At 68.7% G+C, this 16,341-nt stretch carries 9 protein-coding genes; 8 read left to right on the top strand and 1 reads right to left on the bottom strand.

The window, feature by feature from the left end:
• The first annotated feature begins 280 nt into the window (after nt 1-280).
• From J7E25_RS08795 to J7E25_RS08775, 5 genes are all read left to right on the top strand, one after another.
• A complete protein-coding gene (locus tag J7E25_RS08795) occupies nt 281-2,434 on the top strand; it encodes a glycoside hydrolase family 36 protein (RefSeq protein ID WP_215009109.1) in 2,154 nt (717 codons plus the stop codon).
• A 73-nt stretch (nt 2,435-2,507) separates the two neighbouring features.
• Complete coding sequence (locus J7E25_RS08790) at nt 2,508-3,821, top strand: ABC transporter substrate-binding protein (protein ID WP_214869753.1); 1,314 nt, start codon at nt 2,508-2,510, stop codon at nt 3,819-3,821.
• 71 nt (nt 3,822-3,892) lie between these two features.
• Nucleotides 3,893-4,840, top strand: coding sequence for a sugar ABC transporter permease (locus J7E25_RS08785; RefSeq protein WP_308164453.1), 948 nt, complete (start codon nt 3,893-3,895; stop codon nt 4,838-4,840).
• Nucleotides 4,837-5,688 carry a carbohydrate ABC transporter permease gene (locus J7E25_RS08780; protein WP_308164452.1) on the top strand — a complete coding sequence of 284 codons (852 nt, stop codon included), beginning with the start codon at nt 4,837-4,839 and terminating at the stop codon, nt 5,686-5,688. The genes J7E25_RS08785 and J7E25_RS08780 overlap by 4 nt, the downstream gene beginning before the upstream one ends.
• 116 nt (nt 5,689-5,804) lie before the next feature.
• Nucleotides 5,805-6,830: a LacI family DNA-binding transcriptional regulator gene (locus J7E25_RS08775; RefSeq protein ID WP_214869752.1), complete on the top strand. Its 1,026-nt coding sequence runs from the start codon at nt 5,805-5,807 to the stop codon at nt 6,828-6,830.
• A gap of 22 nt (nt 6,831-6,852) precedes the next feature.
• On the opposite strand, the gene J7E25_RS08770 is transcribed toward J7E25_RS08775, so the two are convergent.
• Entirely contained in the window at nt 6,853-6,996 is a 144-nt protein-coding gene (locus J7E25_RS08770; protein ID WP_214869751.1) for a hypothetical protein, read from the bottom strand.
• Between the two features lie 470 nt (nt 6,997-7,466).
• Here J7E25_RS08770 and J7E25_RS08765 point away from each other — a divergent pair, with 470 nt between their 5' ends.
• The 3 genes from J7E25_RS08765 (at nt 7,467) to J7E25_RS08755 (ending at nt 16,337) form a co-directional block, all read left to right on the top strand.
• Nucleotides 7,467-12,947, top strand: a complete 5,481-nt coding sequence (locus tag J7E25_RS08765) for an alpha-L-arabinofuranosidase C-terminal domain-containing protein (RefSeq protein WP_214869750.1) — start codon at nt 7,467-7,469, stop codon at nt 12,945-12,947.
• Between the two features lie 161 nt (nt 12,948-13,108).
• Nucleotides 13,109-14,749: an FAD-dependent oxidoreductase gene (locus J7E25_RS08760; protein WP_214869749.1), complete on the top strand. Its 1,641-nt coding sequence runs from the start codon at nt 13,109-13,111 to the stop codon at nt 14,747-14,749.
• Nucleotides 14,750-14,813: 64 nt separating this feature from the next.
• Complete coding sequence (locus J7E25_RS08755; RefSeq protein ID WP_214869748.1) at nt 14,814-16,337, top strand: ATP-dependent DNA ligase; 1,524 nt, start codon at nt 14,814-14,816, stop codon at nt 16,335-16,337.
• Nucleotides 16,338-16,341: the final 4 nt, after the last annotated feature.

The raw sequence follows: 16,341 nt of genomic DNA, 5'->3' as shown, positions 1-16,341 counted from the left end.
GCGCCCGACCGCGCCGCGATCGAGGTGCACTTCGATCCACAGAACAGCCACGAGAGTGGCCGCAGCGAATCGGTGTTCATGATACCGCTATCAAGGAACGCCACAAGTGGTGCTGTGCAAAGTGGCTGCGGGATAGCGCTTCCGCCTAGTCACGCGGAACCGATTGGTTTGATAACGGTTTCAGACTCGACTTGCGGATATCTGAAATCGCTATCATACTGATCGAGCCGCTACCCGACCCGAAGACCCGACACTTTCCGCGACGATGGGGAACCCTCGAATGAACTCACTGCACTGGGGAGACGAATCCCTTGCGATCGAACTCGCATGGGACGATGCCTCTGCCGTGGGTGTCCGCAGCATCCGATCCGGCGGGGCCCACGTCGCCGTGACCGACGTGGTGCCCCTCGTCGAGATCCTCACCGTCGGGGCCGGGCACGAGCCGGCATCCGATCGCCTCGACCACACGCAGATCGGCCGTTCGCTCCGGTACGTCGCGCATGTCGATGAGAGCGACGCCACGCGTGCACTGCTCCGGGTCACCCAGCGCGACGCGGTGCGCGGCATCGAGGCGACCATCACGCTCGAGTCGCCGAACGGTTCCGGATGCATCCGCGCGGAGGTCGAGGTCGTGAACGTCGGCCGATCGACGGCCGTGCTGCGGTCGGTCACGAGCTGGAGCTCGGGCTTCGGCGACCTCGCAGGAGGCCACGTCGAGGCATCCGTCGACGCCACTGAGCCAGTCGACTCCGCAGGGCCTGCCGACCGCTCGGGCTTCGAGTCGTGGTCGCTCGTGAGCGGCACCGGCGAGTGGCTCGGCGAGAACCGGTGGAGCCGCCGCGGCATGCGCGAGGCGGGCATCGCGGCGATCCGGGAAGACCTCACCGGGCACGACCGGCGCTCGAGCCTCGGCGCTGTGTCGTACGGCACCTGGTCGACCGGCGGGGCCCTTCCCGTCGCCGGCATCGAGTCGACCGAGATCGGAGCCGCCTGGCTCTGGCAGATCGAGCACAACGGCGGATGGCGCTGGGAGATCGGCGAGAACCGGACCGGGGGAGTCTTCTCCCTCTCGGGCCCCACCGACCGGGACCACTCGTTCACGCTCGCACTCGCGCCCGGCGAGCGGTTCACCACAGTGCCGGTCACGGTGGCCTTCGCGTCGACCTTCACCGCTGCGCTCGAGAACCTCACGGGCTACCGCCGCGGCGCGCGACTGCCGCACCTCGACAACGAACGGCTGTCGGTCGTGTTCAACGACTACATGAACACCCTGAACGGCGACCCGACCACCGAACGACTGCTCCCGCTCGTCGACGCCGCGGCCGAGGTGGGCGCCGAGATCTTCTGCATCGACGCCGGCTGGTACGACGACAGCGGGTCGTGGTGGGGCAGCGTCGGCGAGTGGCAGCCGTCGACCGTGCGCTTCCCTGCGGGGCTCGACGAGGTCATCGAGCACATCCGCAGCCGGGGCATGACGCCGGGGCTGTGGCTCGAGCCCGAGGTCGTCGGGGTGCGCAGCCCGCTCGTCGACCGCCTGCCCGACGAGGCGTTCCTGCAGCGATTCGGCGAGCGCGTCGAAGAGCACGATCGCTATCACCTCGACCTGCGTCATCCGGCCGTCATCGCGCACCTCGATGCCGTCGTCGACCGACTCGTCGACGACTTCGGCATCGGCTTCTTCAAGTTCGACTACAACGTCAACCCGGGCGCGGGAACCGACCTCGATGCCGACAGCCCCGGGCACGGACTGCTGCTGCACAACCGGGCGCACCTCGCGTGGCTCGACGCGGTGCTCGAACGTCATCCCGAGCTCATCATCGAGAACTGCTCCTCGGGCGCGATGCGCATGGACTTCGCGATGCTCTCGCGGCTGCAGATGCAGTCGACCTCCGACCAGCAGGACTTCCGCCTGTACCCGCCGATCGCCGCGGCCGCGCCGCTGTCGATGCTGCCCGAGCAGGCCGCGAGCTGGGCGTATCCCCAGCCCGAGATGACCGAGGAGGAGGTCGCGTTCTGCCTCGTGACCGGCCTGCTCGGCCGCTACTACCTGTCGGGCTACCTGAACAGGATGACCCCGGCCCAGCGGGCCCTCGTGCGAGAAGCGGTCGCGGCGGCCAAGCAGCTGCGCGGGGCCATCTCGCGGTCGACGCCGTTCTGGCCCACCGGCCTGCCCAACGGCGACGGTGCGGTCTCGCTCGGCCTCGCCGACGGTCAGACGCTCTACGCCTCGGTCTGGAACCGCGGCGGCAGCGAGCCGATCCGCCTCGAACTCCCCAGGCTCCGCGGCCACGACGTGATCGTCGACACGGTGTTCCCGCGCGAGCTGGCGGAATGGACGACCAAGTGGAACGGAGAGGAGGGAATTCTCACCGTTCGTGCGGTCGATGCTGAAACATCCGCACGCACCTTCCGGATCACGCCCAGCACCGCGTGAACGGATCCCCCACCTGCATTGCAGACTGTCAGCGTCGATCGACGAGGATGGTCGTCACAGAAAGAGAAGTTCAATGAAGAAAACTCTGATCGGCTTCGCGGCCGTCGCGGCATCCGCCGCACTCATCCTCACCGGATGCAGCGACTTCACCGCCGGTGGCGGAAACGCCGCCCCCGCCGACTGGCCCGCCCAAGACACCAAGCTCGACGGCGTCGAGCTCACCATCTGGGCCGCGCAGAACTCGAACAAGGTGCCCAAGACGGTCATCGAGGACTTCGAGGAGCTCACCGGCGCCAAGGTCGACGTCGTGACCATCCCCGATCCCTACGAGCAGGGCGTCCAGACGAAGGTGGCCACGGGCGACAAGCCCGATCTCGCCTTCTGGCAGCCCACCGGATCGCAGCTGACGGCGCTCAACGCCGCCACGAACCTCCAGTCGCTCGATGGCGCGCCCTGGCTCGACGCCACGAAGGCGGACCTGCGCGACATCACCGGCTTCCTCGACGACACTCGCTACGCCGCGCTCATCACCACGCCCGCCGTCGAAGGGGTCTACTACAACAAGAAGGTCTTCGCCGACGCGGGCGTGACCGAGCTGCCGACCGACTGGGACTCGTTCATCGAACTCGGTCGTGAGCTCAAGGCCGGCGGAGTCACGCCGTTCTACGAGATGGCCGCCGATCGCTGGAGCACCCAGTGGTGGATCCACGTGCAGCTCGCCGACGCGGCAGCCGACGGACTCTGGGACCGCGTGAACGCGAACGAGGAGAAGTTCACCGACCCCACCATCCTCAGCACGATCGAGACCTACAAGGGCCTCATCGATGAGGGGCTGTTCAACGAGGACATCAAGACGGCGACGTTCGAGGACCAGGGCGACGCGCTGCTCGCCGGCGACGCCGCCATGGTCGTGCAGGTCAACTCGTTCTTCGGCCAGCTGCAGGCCAAGGCATCGGCTGAAGAGCTCGACGAGACCATCGGCTTCTTCCCGATCTCGCCGTCGGGCAACATCGGAACCTTCATTCCCGACCAGAGCAACGCCCTCGTCGCCTTCAAGACCGGTGACGCGACCAAGGAGGCGGCTGCCCGTCAGCTCCTCTCCTACTGGCTGGGCGACGGCTACCCGGCCTTCGTCGAGGCGCAGAACACGGTGTCGCTGCAAGACGACGTCGAGACGCCCGACACCGTGCCGAGCGCCCTCCTCGCGGTGAGCGACTCGCTCGGTTCCGCGGTCGGATCGATGCAGGTCCACGCGATCGCGAACCCCGACCTGTACATCTTCCTCGCCGACATGATCCAGGGCACGAAGACTCCGCAACAGGTGGCAGAGGCGACGCAGGAACACTTCGCCGAGCTCGCCAAGGCTCAGGGCGCAGAAGCCTTCTGATCCGAACCGTGCGCCGGGCGGGCAGCCGCCCGGCGCACGACCCCCCATTCCACGAAAGGCGGCACGAGCCCGTGACCACCACCACGCGTGCGATCGTCGTTCCCCGCGGCGTTCAGCCACCCAGCCCGTCACCGATGTCGGCTCGACCGCGCGGCCGTCGTCAGGACCACCCGCTCTGGTTCCTGCTGCCGGCGCTCGCGGTGCTCGTCATCTTCTTCTTCGTGCCGACGATCTTCAACTTCGTCTACGCGTTCACCGACTGGTCGAGCTTCAAGTCGGGCATCGGCTTCGTCGGGTTCGACAACTTCGTCTCACTCTTCACGAGCGGCACCCTCGTCAACGCGCTGCGCGTGACGCTCGTCTACGCCGTGCTCGTCGCGGTCTTCCAGAACGTCTTCGGCCTTGCCCTCGCGCTGCTCCTCGAGAAGGACACGCGACTCAATCGCGCCGCCCGAGTCGCCTTCTTCGTGCCCGTCATCATGTCGGCGCTCGCCGTCGGTTACATCTTCCAGGCGCTCCTCAAGCCCGAGGGCGCGCTCAACGAGATCCTCGGCTTCGTCACCGGCACCGACGTCAGTATCGCCTGGCTCGGTGACACCACGTGGACGATCGTCGTGGTCGCCCTCGTGCACTCCTGGAAGTGGATGGGGCTCTCGATGCTCATCTACCTCGCGGGACTCAAGACGATCGGCGCCGACGTGCTCGAGGCGGGCCGTCTCGACGGTGCGAGCTGGTGGCAGACCCTCCGTGACATCCGGATGCCGCTCCTCGCCCCCGCCATCACGTTCAACGTCGCCACCGCACTGCTCGGCTCGATGAACGGCTTCGACATCGTGCAGGCGACGACCGAGGGCGGCCCAGGTGGCGCCACCGAGCTGCTCAACATCTTCATCTTCCGCACCTTCGGCCAAGGACTCTTCGCGCAGGCGACGACCATGAGCCTCGTGCTCTTCCTGATGGTGACGATCCTCGCGTTTCCCGTCATCCGATTCCTTCGCAAGAGAGAGGACGTGCTGTGAGCGTCGCCGCCCCGAGGATGCGCCGGGCTCGCCCCGCCTCCGGCATCCTGCAGCCCATCGCCACCGTGCTCGCGGTCGTGCTGTTGCTCGGCGTGCCGTTCTGGCTCGTCATCAGCACGGCCGGCAAGAACCAGGCCGAGGCACTGAACCCGAATCTCACGCCGCCCTCCGAGTGGCAGCTCTTCGAGAACTTCGCCCAGGTGTTCGGCGACGGGCGCATGGTGCTCGGCTTCTTCGGCAGCCTGCTCGTCATGGTGCCCGCGGTGCTCGGGGTGCTGATCCTCGGGTCGATGGCCGCGTGGATCCTCGGGCGTCGCAGCAGCCGCTTGCTCGCCGTGATCTACGCCCTCGCGATCAGCGGCATCGTGCTGCCGCCGGCGGTCGTGACGATCGTGCTCCTGCTGCGCCAGCTCGGCCTCGCCGGAACCCCGGTCGGCATGATCGGCGTGTACATGGGCATGTACCTCTCGACGGTGATCTTCTTCGTCACCGGGTTCGTGCGCACCATCCCGCAAGAGCTCGAGGAGGCCGCTCGCGTCGACGGCGCCGGCCCCGTCAAGGTGTTCGTGCGCATCATCCTGCCGCTCCTGATGCCGGTGCTCGCGACGGCGACGATCCTCATCTGCCTCTACATCTGGAACGACGTCTTCTACGCGCTCTTCGTGGTCGGCGGCCGGCTCGACACCCTGCCCCTGAATCTCTACCAAGTGGCGAGTGCGGGCCTCTACCTGCAGAACTGGCACCTGATCTTCGCGTACATCATTCTCATGAGCCTGCCCCTGCTGGTCGTCTTCGTCTTCGCGCAGCGGAAGATCATCTCCGGCATCACGAGCGGAGCGGTCAAATAGACGTGCCCGGGTCGTCGGTCGCGCTACAGGCCGACGGCCAGCCAGAATGGGATCCGCGGTCGCGTGCAACAGTCGCGCGAGGTGCGGCGGGTGCGGTTCGAGCGGCGAGGAGTGCAATGGCGGCGAAGAAGGCCCCGCGTCCGGCCGTGATCGCGGATGTCGCCAAGCTCGCGGGCGTGTCGGTGCCGACCGTTTCGCGGGTGCTCACAGGCGCGGCGCGCGTGCGCCCCGAGAAGGAACGCCGGGTGCTCGACGCGATCGCGCAGCTCAACTACCGCCCGAGCGCGACGGCGCGAGCCCTCGCGTCGAGGCAGTCGCACACGATCGCGATCATCGCCGGCAACACCTCGCAATACGGCTACGCCGAGACGATCCGCGGCGTGGAGGAGGAGGCGAGGGCCGACGGCTACACGGTGACGATCACCGTCGTCGAGACGCCCGACCCCGACGAGGTCGAACGCGCGGTCGCCCTCGTGCTCGACCAGAGCCCGGCCGGCGTGGTCGTGCTGAAGTTCGACCCGCCGGGCGTCGCCGTGCTCACGAGCCTGCCCCGCGACATCCCGATCGTCGCCGTTTCAGGAGTGAAGTCGCGTGACGTACCCCAAGCGGTGCTCGATGAGAGCCGCGCAGCCGAAGCGCTCACCGAGCACCTGCTGTCACTCGGGCATCGCACCGTGCACCATGTGCGGGTGCCGCCCTCGCGGCGCGAAGACGGTCGCACGACCGGCTGGCGGCGTGCCCTGAAGCGCGCCGGTGTCGAGCCGCCCGAGCTCTACGAGGCGACCTGGGCGCCCGAATCGGGCCGCATCATCGGCAAGGAGATCGCCCGCAGTCCCGAGGTCACCGCAGTGTTCTGCGGCAACGACGAGATCGCGATGGGCGTCATCAAGGGGCTCCGCGACGCAGGTCTGAGCGTGCCCGAAGACGTCAGCGTCGTCGGCTTCGACGATCACCCGCTCGCGGCGATGTGGTCGCCGGCGCTCACGACCGTGCGACAGGACTTCGGGGGCCTCGGCGCCCGCGCGTTCGAGCTGCTCCGCGGCGCGATGAGCGGCGAGGTGGTGCGGCGCACGTCGTCGGCGCTCCCCGAGCTCGTCATCCGCGAGAGCAGCGCTGCGCCGCGCCCGCTGCCGGAATCCTGACCTCCGACGCGTTCGCCGCCGGTCAGCTTCGATCGAGCGCAGCGCGCCGCGGGGGCACCGCGAGGAAGATCGCGACGATCACCGCGGCAGTGCCGAGCGCGATTCTGAGCGGGCCGGATGCCGCGGCGTCGCCGCCGCTCGTCATGGAGGTATCGGCGATCGACATGCCGTGATTGAAGCCGGCCATCCACAGCGATACCGCAGCCCCTCCCACGAGCAGGAGACCGGCGACGACGATCCGTAAAGACGAACAGTCCACCGAGGAGTCCTGAGAATAGCGCGCCGCCGAGCATCAGCACGACGAGCGCGATGCACGCGCCGACCATCAGGAGCGCGTAGATCGCCCGATCACCCGACCGCGTCAACGCACGCCGGCACAGGGTTTCGTCGAAGAAGTCGGTACCGAAGTACCGACGTACCGGAAGTGCGAATGCCGAAGTACCCCGACCGCTTCGTCGTGACGACAGCTACCGCATCCGGCCGCTCTCGAAACTTCCTCTAGCGCGAACCCGACCCCCACTGTTAGCGTTCACATGTTAGCGCTCACAATGCGGGCGTGACGTGGCGACAGCGTACAGACGCTGCCGCCACGTTCGCATGAGTGCGCCCCCCTCGAAGACGAGAGAAAGGTCGACGATGACCAGGTCCAGCACCACTGCTTCACCACCGGTGGCCGAACAGCCAGACCGGCGACGAAGGATCAGCAGGCAGTCGGGCGTGGCACTGTGCGCCGCGCTCACGCTCGCCATCCTCGCGCCGGCCGCCGCCGTCGCAATGCCGATCGTCGCAACCGCCGTCACCGCACCGGCCGACGTGGCCGCGAGCGATGCGGCCGGCGTGACCATCCCGAACCTCGACGACCTGCGCGGCAACATCACGCTCCCCGAGAGCGGATCCGGCGGCTCATCGCTCACCTGGACCTCGAGCGATGCTGCCGTCATCTCGGCCGACGGGCTCGTTGAGAGGCCGCCCCACGGGTCCGACCCCGCTACCGTCACGCTCCAGGTGACAGCGACTTTCGGCGACTCGACCGCGACGCACGACTATGTCGCGACGGTGACCCCACTGCCGGCCGACGAGCCGCTCGCCGCCTACTTCTTCCCGCACTTCGTCGGTGAGTCCACCCCCGACGGCGAGGAGATCTACTTCGCTGCGAGCGTCGGCAACGACCCCGAGGAATGGATGAGCCTCAACGACGGCGAGTCCGTGCTCGCCTCGACGCTCGGCGAGCAGGGCCTGCGCGACCCGTTCCTCATCCGCTCGCCTGAGGGCGACCGCTTCTTCCTCCTCGCAACCGACCTGAAGATCTACGGCGGAGGTGACTTCGGCACCGCGCAGGAGACCGGCAGCCGCTCGATCATGGTGTGGGAGTCCGACGACCTCGTGAACTGGTCGGAGCAGCGCGAGATCGTCGTGTCGCCCGAGAACGCGGGCAACACGTGGGCGCCCGAGGCGTATTGGGACGAGGCGAACGAGGAGTACATCGTGTACTGGGCCTCGGCGCTCTACCCCGCAGATCTTCCCGCCGACCAGCGTGACATCGGCACGAGCTACCAGCGCATGATGTACGCGACCACGCGGGACTTCGTGACCTTCTCCGAGCCGCAGGTCTGGATCGACGAACCGCAGGGCGCAGGCCGCGGCATGATCGACTCGACCGTCGCCCTCGATGCCGGCGTCTACTACCGCTTCACCAAGGACGAGTCGGACTTCACCGTTCGCGAAGAGCAGTCGACCGAGCTGCGCCGAACCCAGGGCGTGGTCGACGGCGACGGCTGGGGACTCGTCGCCGAGCACATCGGCGTCGGCCAGCCGAACCCTTGGGGCGGCACCTTCACCAACGGCGAGGGTCCCTCGGTCTTCAAGTCGAACACGGATGACTCGTGGTACCTGCTGCAGGACCAGCCGTCGTACCACGGCGGCGAGGGCTACATGCTCTTCGAGAGCTCCGACCTCGCGAGCGGCGCGTGGACCTCGGTGCCCGACGCCGAGCTCCCCGAGAGCCCGCGCCACGGCACGGTGCTTCCGGTGACGGCGAGCGAGTACCAGCGGCTCCTCGAGACCTACCAACCCGACGCGCTCGTCGAGGGCGTGACCGTGACGCCGGAGTCGGCGACGCTGTCACCGGGCGAGACCGCAGCCTTCGAGGCATCCGTCACGCCCGTGACCGCAGAAGACCGCAGCGTCACCTGGAGCTCGAGCGACGAGTCCGTCGCAACCGTCGATGCCGCAGGCGTGGTGACCGCGATCGCCGACGGCAGCGCGACGATCACCGCACGCGCGGCGAGCGGCGCGGAGGGTGCAGCCACCGTGACGGTGGAGACGGCGGCGGCTCCCGAGCTTCCTGCCGAGGCATGGGTCGACGAGTTCGACGGCGAGACCCTCGACGGCCGCTGGGCGATCGAAGGCGAAGCGCCCGACGCGTGGTCGCTCACCGAGAACGCCGGCGCGCTCACAGTGCACTCGCAGAGCGGCGACACCTACCAGGCCACCAACACCGCGAAGAACGTGTTCCTCGTCGACGTGCCTGCGGGCGACTTCACCGCGTTCACGTCGGTGACCGGCGCGGTCAGCCGCGACTTCCAGGGCGCGGGGCTCTTCGTCATGAAGGACTTCGACAACTACGTGCGCGCGGGCCTCACCAACGTGAGCTTCGCGCCGGGTGGTCCCACGGTCATCGAGAACGGCGTCGAGCAGGGCGCGGTCTACGGCTCGACCTTCACGGGCAGACCCGGGTCGACGCACGAATACCTGCGGGTGCAGCGCACCGGCGACGTGATCGTGACGAGCTACTGGACGGGCCACGAATGGGCCGAGGCAGCGCGCGCGACCGTCGGATTCGACGCCGCCCGCATCGGCCTCTACGCGCTCGCCGCCGGTTCCGCGCCGAGCCACGAGGTGACGTTCGACTACTTCGCGCTCGTGGCGCCCGAGGGCGCCGACATCGTGCCCGAGGGCACGTTCACGTTCGAGGGATCCGGCGACACCCGCCACCTCACCGCCGGTGACGGCGGTGCGCTCCGCCTCGACGGCACGCGGCCGCTCGAGCAGCTCGCGCTGACGGCGACCGAGGTCGACGGCGACGCGGGCGCCGAGGCATCCGCTGCTCGCCCGGTCGTGATTCGCGACTCGGCGAGCGATCGCCCGCTCATCGTCGACGGTGACCGACTCGCGCTCGGCGCGGAGGGCGCCGAGGCGACCGCGTTCCGGCTGACGGATGTCGGCGGCGGCAAGGCCGCCCTGCACACGGTCGACGGCCGGTTCATCGTGCTCGGCGACGGCGGCGCGCTCGTCGTCGGCGAGGAGACGGAGGCCGCACGACTCACGGTCGTGCCCGTCGAGATCACCGAGCACACGATCGAGATCGACACCGACGCACCCCGCACCGAGATGAGCGATGACCTCTACGGCATCTTCTACGAGGACATCAACTACGCCGCCGACGGCGGGATCTACGCCGAGCTCGTACGCAACCGCTCGTTCGAGTTCAACACCGCCGACAACCGGGCATTCACCGGCCTGACGGCATGGGAGAAGGTCGAGCGGGGCGCCACCGGATCCATCGCGGTGGGTTCCGACCGTGCGCGCTGGCTGAACGACTCGAACCGCGTGTCGCTCACGGTCCAGGCGAACGGCGCGGGCGTCGGCGTGCGGAACATCGGGTTCAACCGGGGCTTCGCGCTCGAGGAGGGCGAGAGCTACGACTTCTCGGTGTGGGCGCGGTCGGCGACGGCGCAGCAGCTCACGGTCGCGGTCGAGAACGCGGCCGGCACCGAGCAGTTCGCGCTCGGCACCGCCGACGTGGTCGGTGACGACACCTGGCGCAAGGTCGAGGTGCGTCTCACGTCGAACGCGACGACGGATGCCGGGCGCCTCGTGCTGCTCGGCGGCGCGGCGGGTTCGCTGCAGCTCGACATGGTGTCGCTCTTCCCGGTCGACACCTGGGTCGGTCCGGTGAACGGACCGAGCGTGCTCCGCAAGGACCTCGCCGAGAAGGTCGCCGAACTCGACCCGTCGTTCCTGCGCTTCCCGGGCGGTTGCGTCACGAACGTCGGCACGTTCAACACGTACCTCGAGTCCGACGGTCAGGACCGACGGCGCACCTACCAGTGGAAGGAGACCATCGGCCCGGTCGAGGAACGTCCGACCAACTGGAACTTCTGGGGCTACAACCAGTCGTACGGCCTGGGCTACCTCGAGTACCTGAAGTGGGCCGAGGACCTCGGCGCGACGCCGCTGCCGGTGCTGTCGGTGGGGGCGAACGGGTGCGGCAGCAACATTCCCGAGATGACCGACGATGCCCGCATCAATCGCTGGGTCGACGACACCGTCGACCTCATCGAGTTCGCGAAGGGCGACGTGACGACCGAGTGGGGCGCGAAGCGCGCCGCCCTGGGACATCCGGAGCCCTTCGACCTCCGCTACCTCGGCCTCGGCAACGAGGAGAACACCGACACGTTCCAAGCGAACTTCCCGCGGTTCCGCGATGCGGTCGCCGCTGCCTGGCCCGACGTGAAGATCATCTCCAACTCGGGGCCCGATGACACGGGTGCACGCTTCGACGAACTCTGGCAGTTCAACCGCGAGCAGGGCGTCGACCTGGTCGATGAGCACTACTACAACGACCCGTCGTGGTTCCTGCAGAACTCCGAGCGGTACGACGAGTACGACCGCGAGGGTCCGCATGTGTTCCTCGGCGAGTACGCGTCGCGCGGCAACACCTTCGCGAACGCCCTCTCGGAGGCGGCGTACATGACCGGCCTCGAGCGCAACTCGGATGTCGTGGAGCTCGCCTCCTACGCGCCGATGTTCGCGAACGAGGACCACGTGCAGTGGGCGCCCGACATGATGTGGTTCGACAACGACGAGTCGTGGGGCTCGGTGAACTACTACACCCAGCAGATGTTCATGAAGAACGTCGGCGACGAGGTGGTTCCGTCGACCCACACCGAAGCGGATGCCGCATCCGACCTCGACGGCGGGGTCTTCCTGTCCACGTGGAACACGAGCGCGGCCTACGACGACGTGCGGGTGACCGACAACGCGACGGGCGACGAACTCTATGCCGAGTCGTTCGAGGGCGCGGATGACCCGTGGGCCCCGGTCGCCGGATCGTGGGCGGTCGCGGGCGGCGAGTACGTGCAGTCGTCGGCCACGACCACGGATGCCCGGTCGCTCAGCCCCGACGCGTACGCGCGGGACTGGTCGAACTACACGCTCGAGCTCGACGCCCGCAAGAAGGCGGGTGCCGAGGGCTTCCTCATCGGCTTCGCGGCCGGCGGTCCGAACGACTTCTACTGGTGGAACCTCGGTGGCTGGAACAACACCCGCTCGGTGTTGCAGCATGCCGCCGGCGGGTCGGCCGGCGAGGTCGCGGCACTCGAGGGCAAGGGCGTCGAGACCGGGCGCGACTACCACGTGAAGATCGTGGTCGCCGGGTCGAAGATCGAGCTCTACCTCGACGGCGTGCTGCAGCTCAGCTACACCGAGCCTTCGGCGCACGGCCTCTACCAGGTGGTCACCCGCGATGCCGAGACCGGCGAGCTTCGGCTCAAGGTCGTGAACCCGACCGGTTCGACGGCGCGCACCCAGGTGTCGGTCGCGGGCGGTCTGGAGATCGCCGACGAGGTGGGCGTGACCGAGATGGTCGGGGCGCCCGGCGACATGAACACGAAGGCCGATCCCGAGAACCTCGTTCCCGTGGATCGCGAGTGGTCTGGAGGCGGGAACGAGTTCAGCTACGACTTCCCGGCGTACTCGATCACATTCCTCTCGTTGAGCGAGAAGCCGCATCCGAGCTGCGAGGTGAGCTACACCCTGGAAGGGAACTCAAAGAAGGCGTTCTCGGCCGACCTCACCATCACGAACACCGGTGACGCGCCGTACACCGCGTGGGAGCTCGGGTTCGAGTTCGCCGAGAAGCAGACCTTGCGCAGCGGCCACGACGCGTGGTGGCAGCAGCACGGGTCCGCGGTCACGGCGAACAACCTGCCGTGGAACGGCACGATCCAGCCGGGTGAGACCGTCGGGCTCGGGTTCAACGGCAGGCTGAACGGGGGTGGGAACAGCGAACCGGCCGCGTTCAGTGTGAACGGCGATGCCTGCACGGTGAAGTAGCAGCGGGCAGCGACGGCCCCGAGTGGAATGCCGCTCGGGGCCGTCGCTGCGCGGTTTGGGGGTGCGGTGAGCGTTGACGTCCCACCCGGGCGCGGATACGTTCGCATCGTGGGAGAAGCAGAAGCGACGACCGTGCTCGGCTCGTTGCCCGGGTCCCCGGCATGATCACGGTCGAGGAGCTGCGCGGCATCCCGATCTTCGCGCCGCTGCCCGCAGAGACGCTCGAGTACGTGGCCGGTGCGGTGGAGGACATCCACCTCGTGCCGGGCGAGTACGTCGCCCACGAGGGCGACGAACGGGCGCTCTTCGTGGTGGTCCAGGGCAGCATCGAGGTCACCAAGGTGGTCAACGGCGAGGAGCGCCCGATCGGCGTGCGCAAGCCGGGCCGGTTCTTCGGCGAGGTGCCGATGACCCTCAGCACACCCTTCCCGGCGAGCGGCCGTGCGGGCGAGGCATCCCGCATCCTGAAGCTCGACGTGACCGCGTTCTACACGCTGGCGGCGATGGCGCCCTCGATCCCGGCGCGCGTCGCCGACCTCGCGCGCCGCTACCTGGAGTCGCTGCAGGTGATCGCCGCCGAGCAGCCCGAGATCGAGGTGCGACTCGTCGGGCCGCGCCGCGACGCGGGCACGCACCGGGTCGCCACGTTCCTCATGCGCAACCAGGTGGCCTTCGAGCGCGTCACCCTCGACCGTGCCGCCGAGGGCGGAGCGTATCCGATCCTCGAACTGGCGGACAGCCGGCGGCTCGTCGCGCCAACTATGCGCGAGGTCGCCGTGGCGGCGGGTCTCGACGTCGAGCCGTCCGCGACGGAGTATGACGTCGTCATCCTCGGTGGCGGGCCGGCGGGGCTCACCGCAGCGGTGAACGGGGCCGCCGAGGGCCTTCGAACGGTCGTCATCGAATCGTTCGCGCCCGGAGGACAGGCCGGCACCTCGACGCGAATCGAGAACTACACGGGCTTCCCGTTCGGCATCTCCGGTGAGGACCTCGCCAGCCGCGCGCTCAAGCAGGCCAAGCGCCTCGGCGCCGAGATCGTCGTCACCAGGACCGTCGAGGCGATCCGCACCCATCCCGGCCGGCACGAGGTCGTCCTCGACGGCGGCGAGACGCTCCGTGCGCCCGTCGTGATAGCGGCGACCGGTGTCGAATGGCGCACCCTGCCGGTGCCTGCGGTCGAGCGTCACCTCGGAAACGGTGTCTACTACGGCGCCGCGCGCAGCGACGCTGCCGTTGCGAAGGGCGCAGACGTCTGCATCATCGGAGCAGGCAACTCGGCGGGGCAGGCCGCCATCTTCTTCTCGCGCCACGCTCGATCGGTCACCATGCTGGTCCGCGGAGAATCACTCGAGGCGAGCATGTCGCGTTACCTCATCGACCAGATCGCGGCGAACGACGGCATCAGCGTGGAGACGAGGAGCGAGCTCGTCGATCTCCACGGGAAGGGCGGCCTCGAAGCGGTCGACGTGCTCGATCGGACCAGCGGTTCGACGACACGGCGGAACTTCACTGCCGTCTTCGTCATGATCGGTGCCGACGCCGTCACAGGATGGCTGCCATCGGGCATCGCGCGGGATCCGCATGGCTTCATCCTTACGGGGCCGGATGCCGCAGGCACGGAGGAGTGGCCGGCCGAGCGCCGGCCTTTCGCGCTCGAGACGAGCACGCCGGGGATCTTCGCGGTGGGCGACGTGCGCTCGGGCTCCGTCAAGCGCGTCGCGGCGGGCGTCGGCGAGGGCGGAATGGCGATCGCGTTCGTGCACCAGTACCTGGCACTGCAGCGCACCGTCGAGCAGGTCTGATCGGGCCGAATCGGCATCCGGGCCGATACACGCAGATGTCGGATGCCGGTGGCAGACTGGCCCCGTGCTGCTCGACGAGCTCGTGGTGACTGCCGACACCGTCGCGTCGACCCGGTCGCGACTCGCGAAGGTCGACGCGCTGGCCGAGCTACTGCGCCGTCTTGAGCCAGAAGAGATCGCGCCTGCCATCGGATTCCTCGTGGGCAAGCCGCGGCAGGGGCGCGTGGGAGTCGGCTGGCGCTCCGTCGGCGCCGCGATGGGGGAGCCCGCCGACACCGCGACGGTGTCCGTGGCCGAGCTCGACGCCATGCTCGATCGGCTCGCCGCGACATCCGGTGCCGGATCTGCGGGCGGCCGCGGCCGCGAGCTCCGCGAACTCACGGCGCGCGCCACCGAGCATGAGCAGGGCTTCATCGCTCGCGTGCTGCTCGGCGAGATGCGAACCGGCGCCCTCGAAGGGGTGCTCACCGATGCGATCGCGCGGGCGTCCGATCGACCCGCCGACATCGTGCGGCGCGCGGCGATGCTCTCCGGCGATCTCGGAAAGACCGCCCGGCTCGCGCTCACGGGAACCGAGGCCGAACTCGAGGCGGTCGGGCTCGTCGTGGGCCGGCCCGTGCTGCCGATGCTCGCTGCCAGCGCATCGAGCGCGGCGGCGGCGCTCGAGACCACGGGCGAGGCATCCGTCGAATACAAGCTCGACGGCGCGCGCATCCAGGTGCATCGCGCAGGCGACGACGTGCGCGTGTTCACCCGCAACCTCGCCGACGTCACCCACCGACTGCCCGAGGTCGTCGAGGTGGTGCGGGCACTGCCCGTGCACGACGTGATCCTCGATGGCGAGACGCTCTCCCTCGACGAAGACGGCGCGCCGCGTCCGTTCCAAGAGACGATGTCGCGGTTCGGAGCGGATGCCGCGCGGGCGACCCTGCTGCATCCGTGGTTCTTCGACGTGCTGCACGTCGACGGGCGCGACCTGCTCGACGAGCCGCTCGCCACCCGCCTCGCCGAGCTCGAGCGCATCGCCCCCGCACACCGCATCCCAGGTGAGGTGACCGCAGACCCCGAGGTCGCCGAGCGGGTCTCGCGCGACGCGCTCGCCGCGGGGCAGGAGGGCGTCGTGGTCAAGGCGATCGGGTCGACGTATGCCGCGGGCCGGCGAGGTTCGAGCTGGATCAAGGTGAAGCCCGTGCACACCTACGATCTCGTCGTGCTCGCGTGCGAGTGGGGCTCGGGGCGGCGCACCGGATGGCTCTCGAACCTGCACCTCGGCGCGCTCGACCCCACCGGCGAGTTCGGCGAGCCCGGCGACTACGTGATGGTCGGCAAGACGTTCAAGGGGCTCACCGACCAGCTCCTCAAGTGGCAGACCGAGTACTTCCCGCAGATCGAGGTGCGCCGCACCGAGCACACCGTGTGGCTCGAGCCCACCACCGTCGTCGAGATCGCGATCGACGGCGTGCAGGGGTCGACCCGCTACCCTGGCGGCATCGCGCTGCGGTTCGCGCGTGTCAAGCGGTATCGCGACGACAAACGGCCCCAGGACGCCGATACGATCCAGACGCTGCGCGGGCTGCTGCGCACGTAGTTCC

The organism is Agromyces sp. ISL-38 (genome assembly GCF_018613935.1).
GTDB lineage: Bacteria > Actinomycetota > Actinomycetes > Actinomycetales > Microbacteriaceae > Agromyces.
The sequence above is the reverse complement of the archived record's forward strand: the minus strand, read 5'-3'. Positions and strand labels throughout refer to the sequence as shown.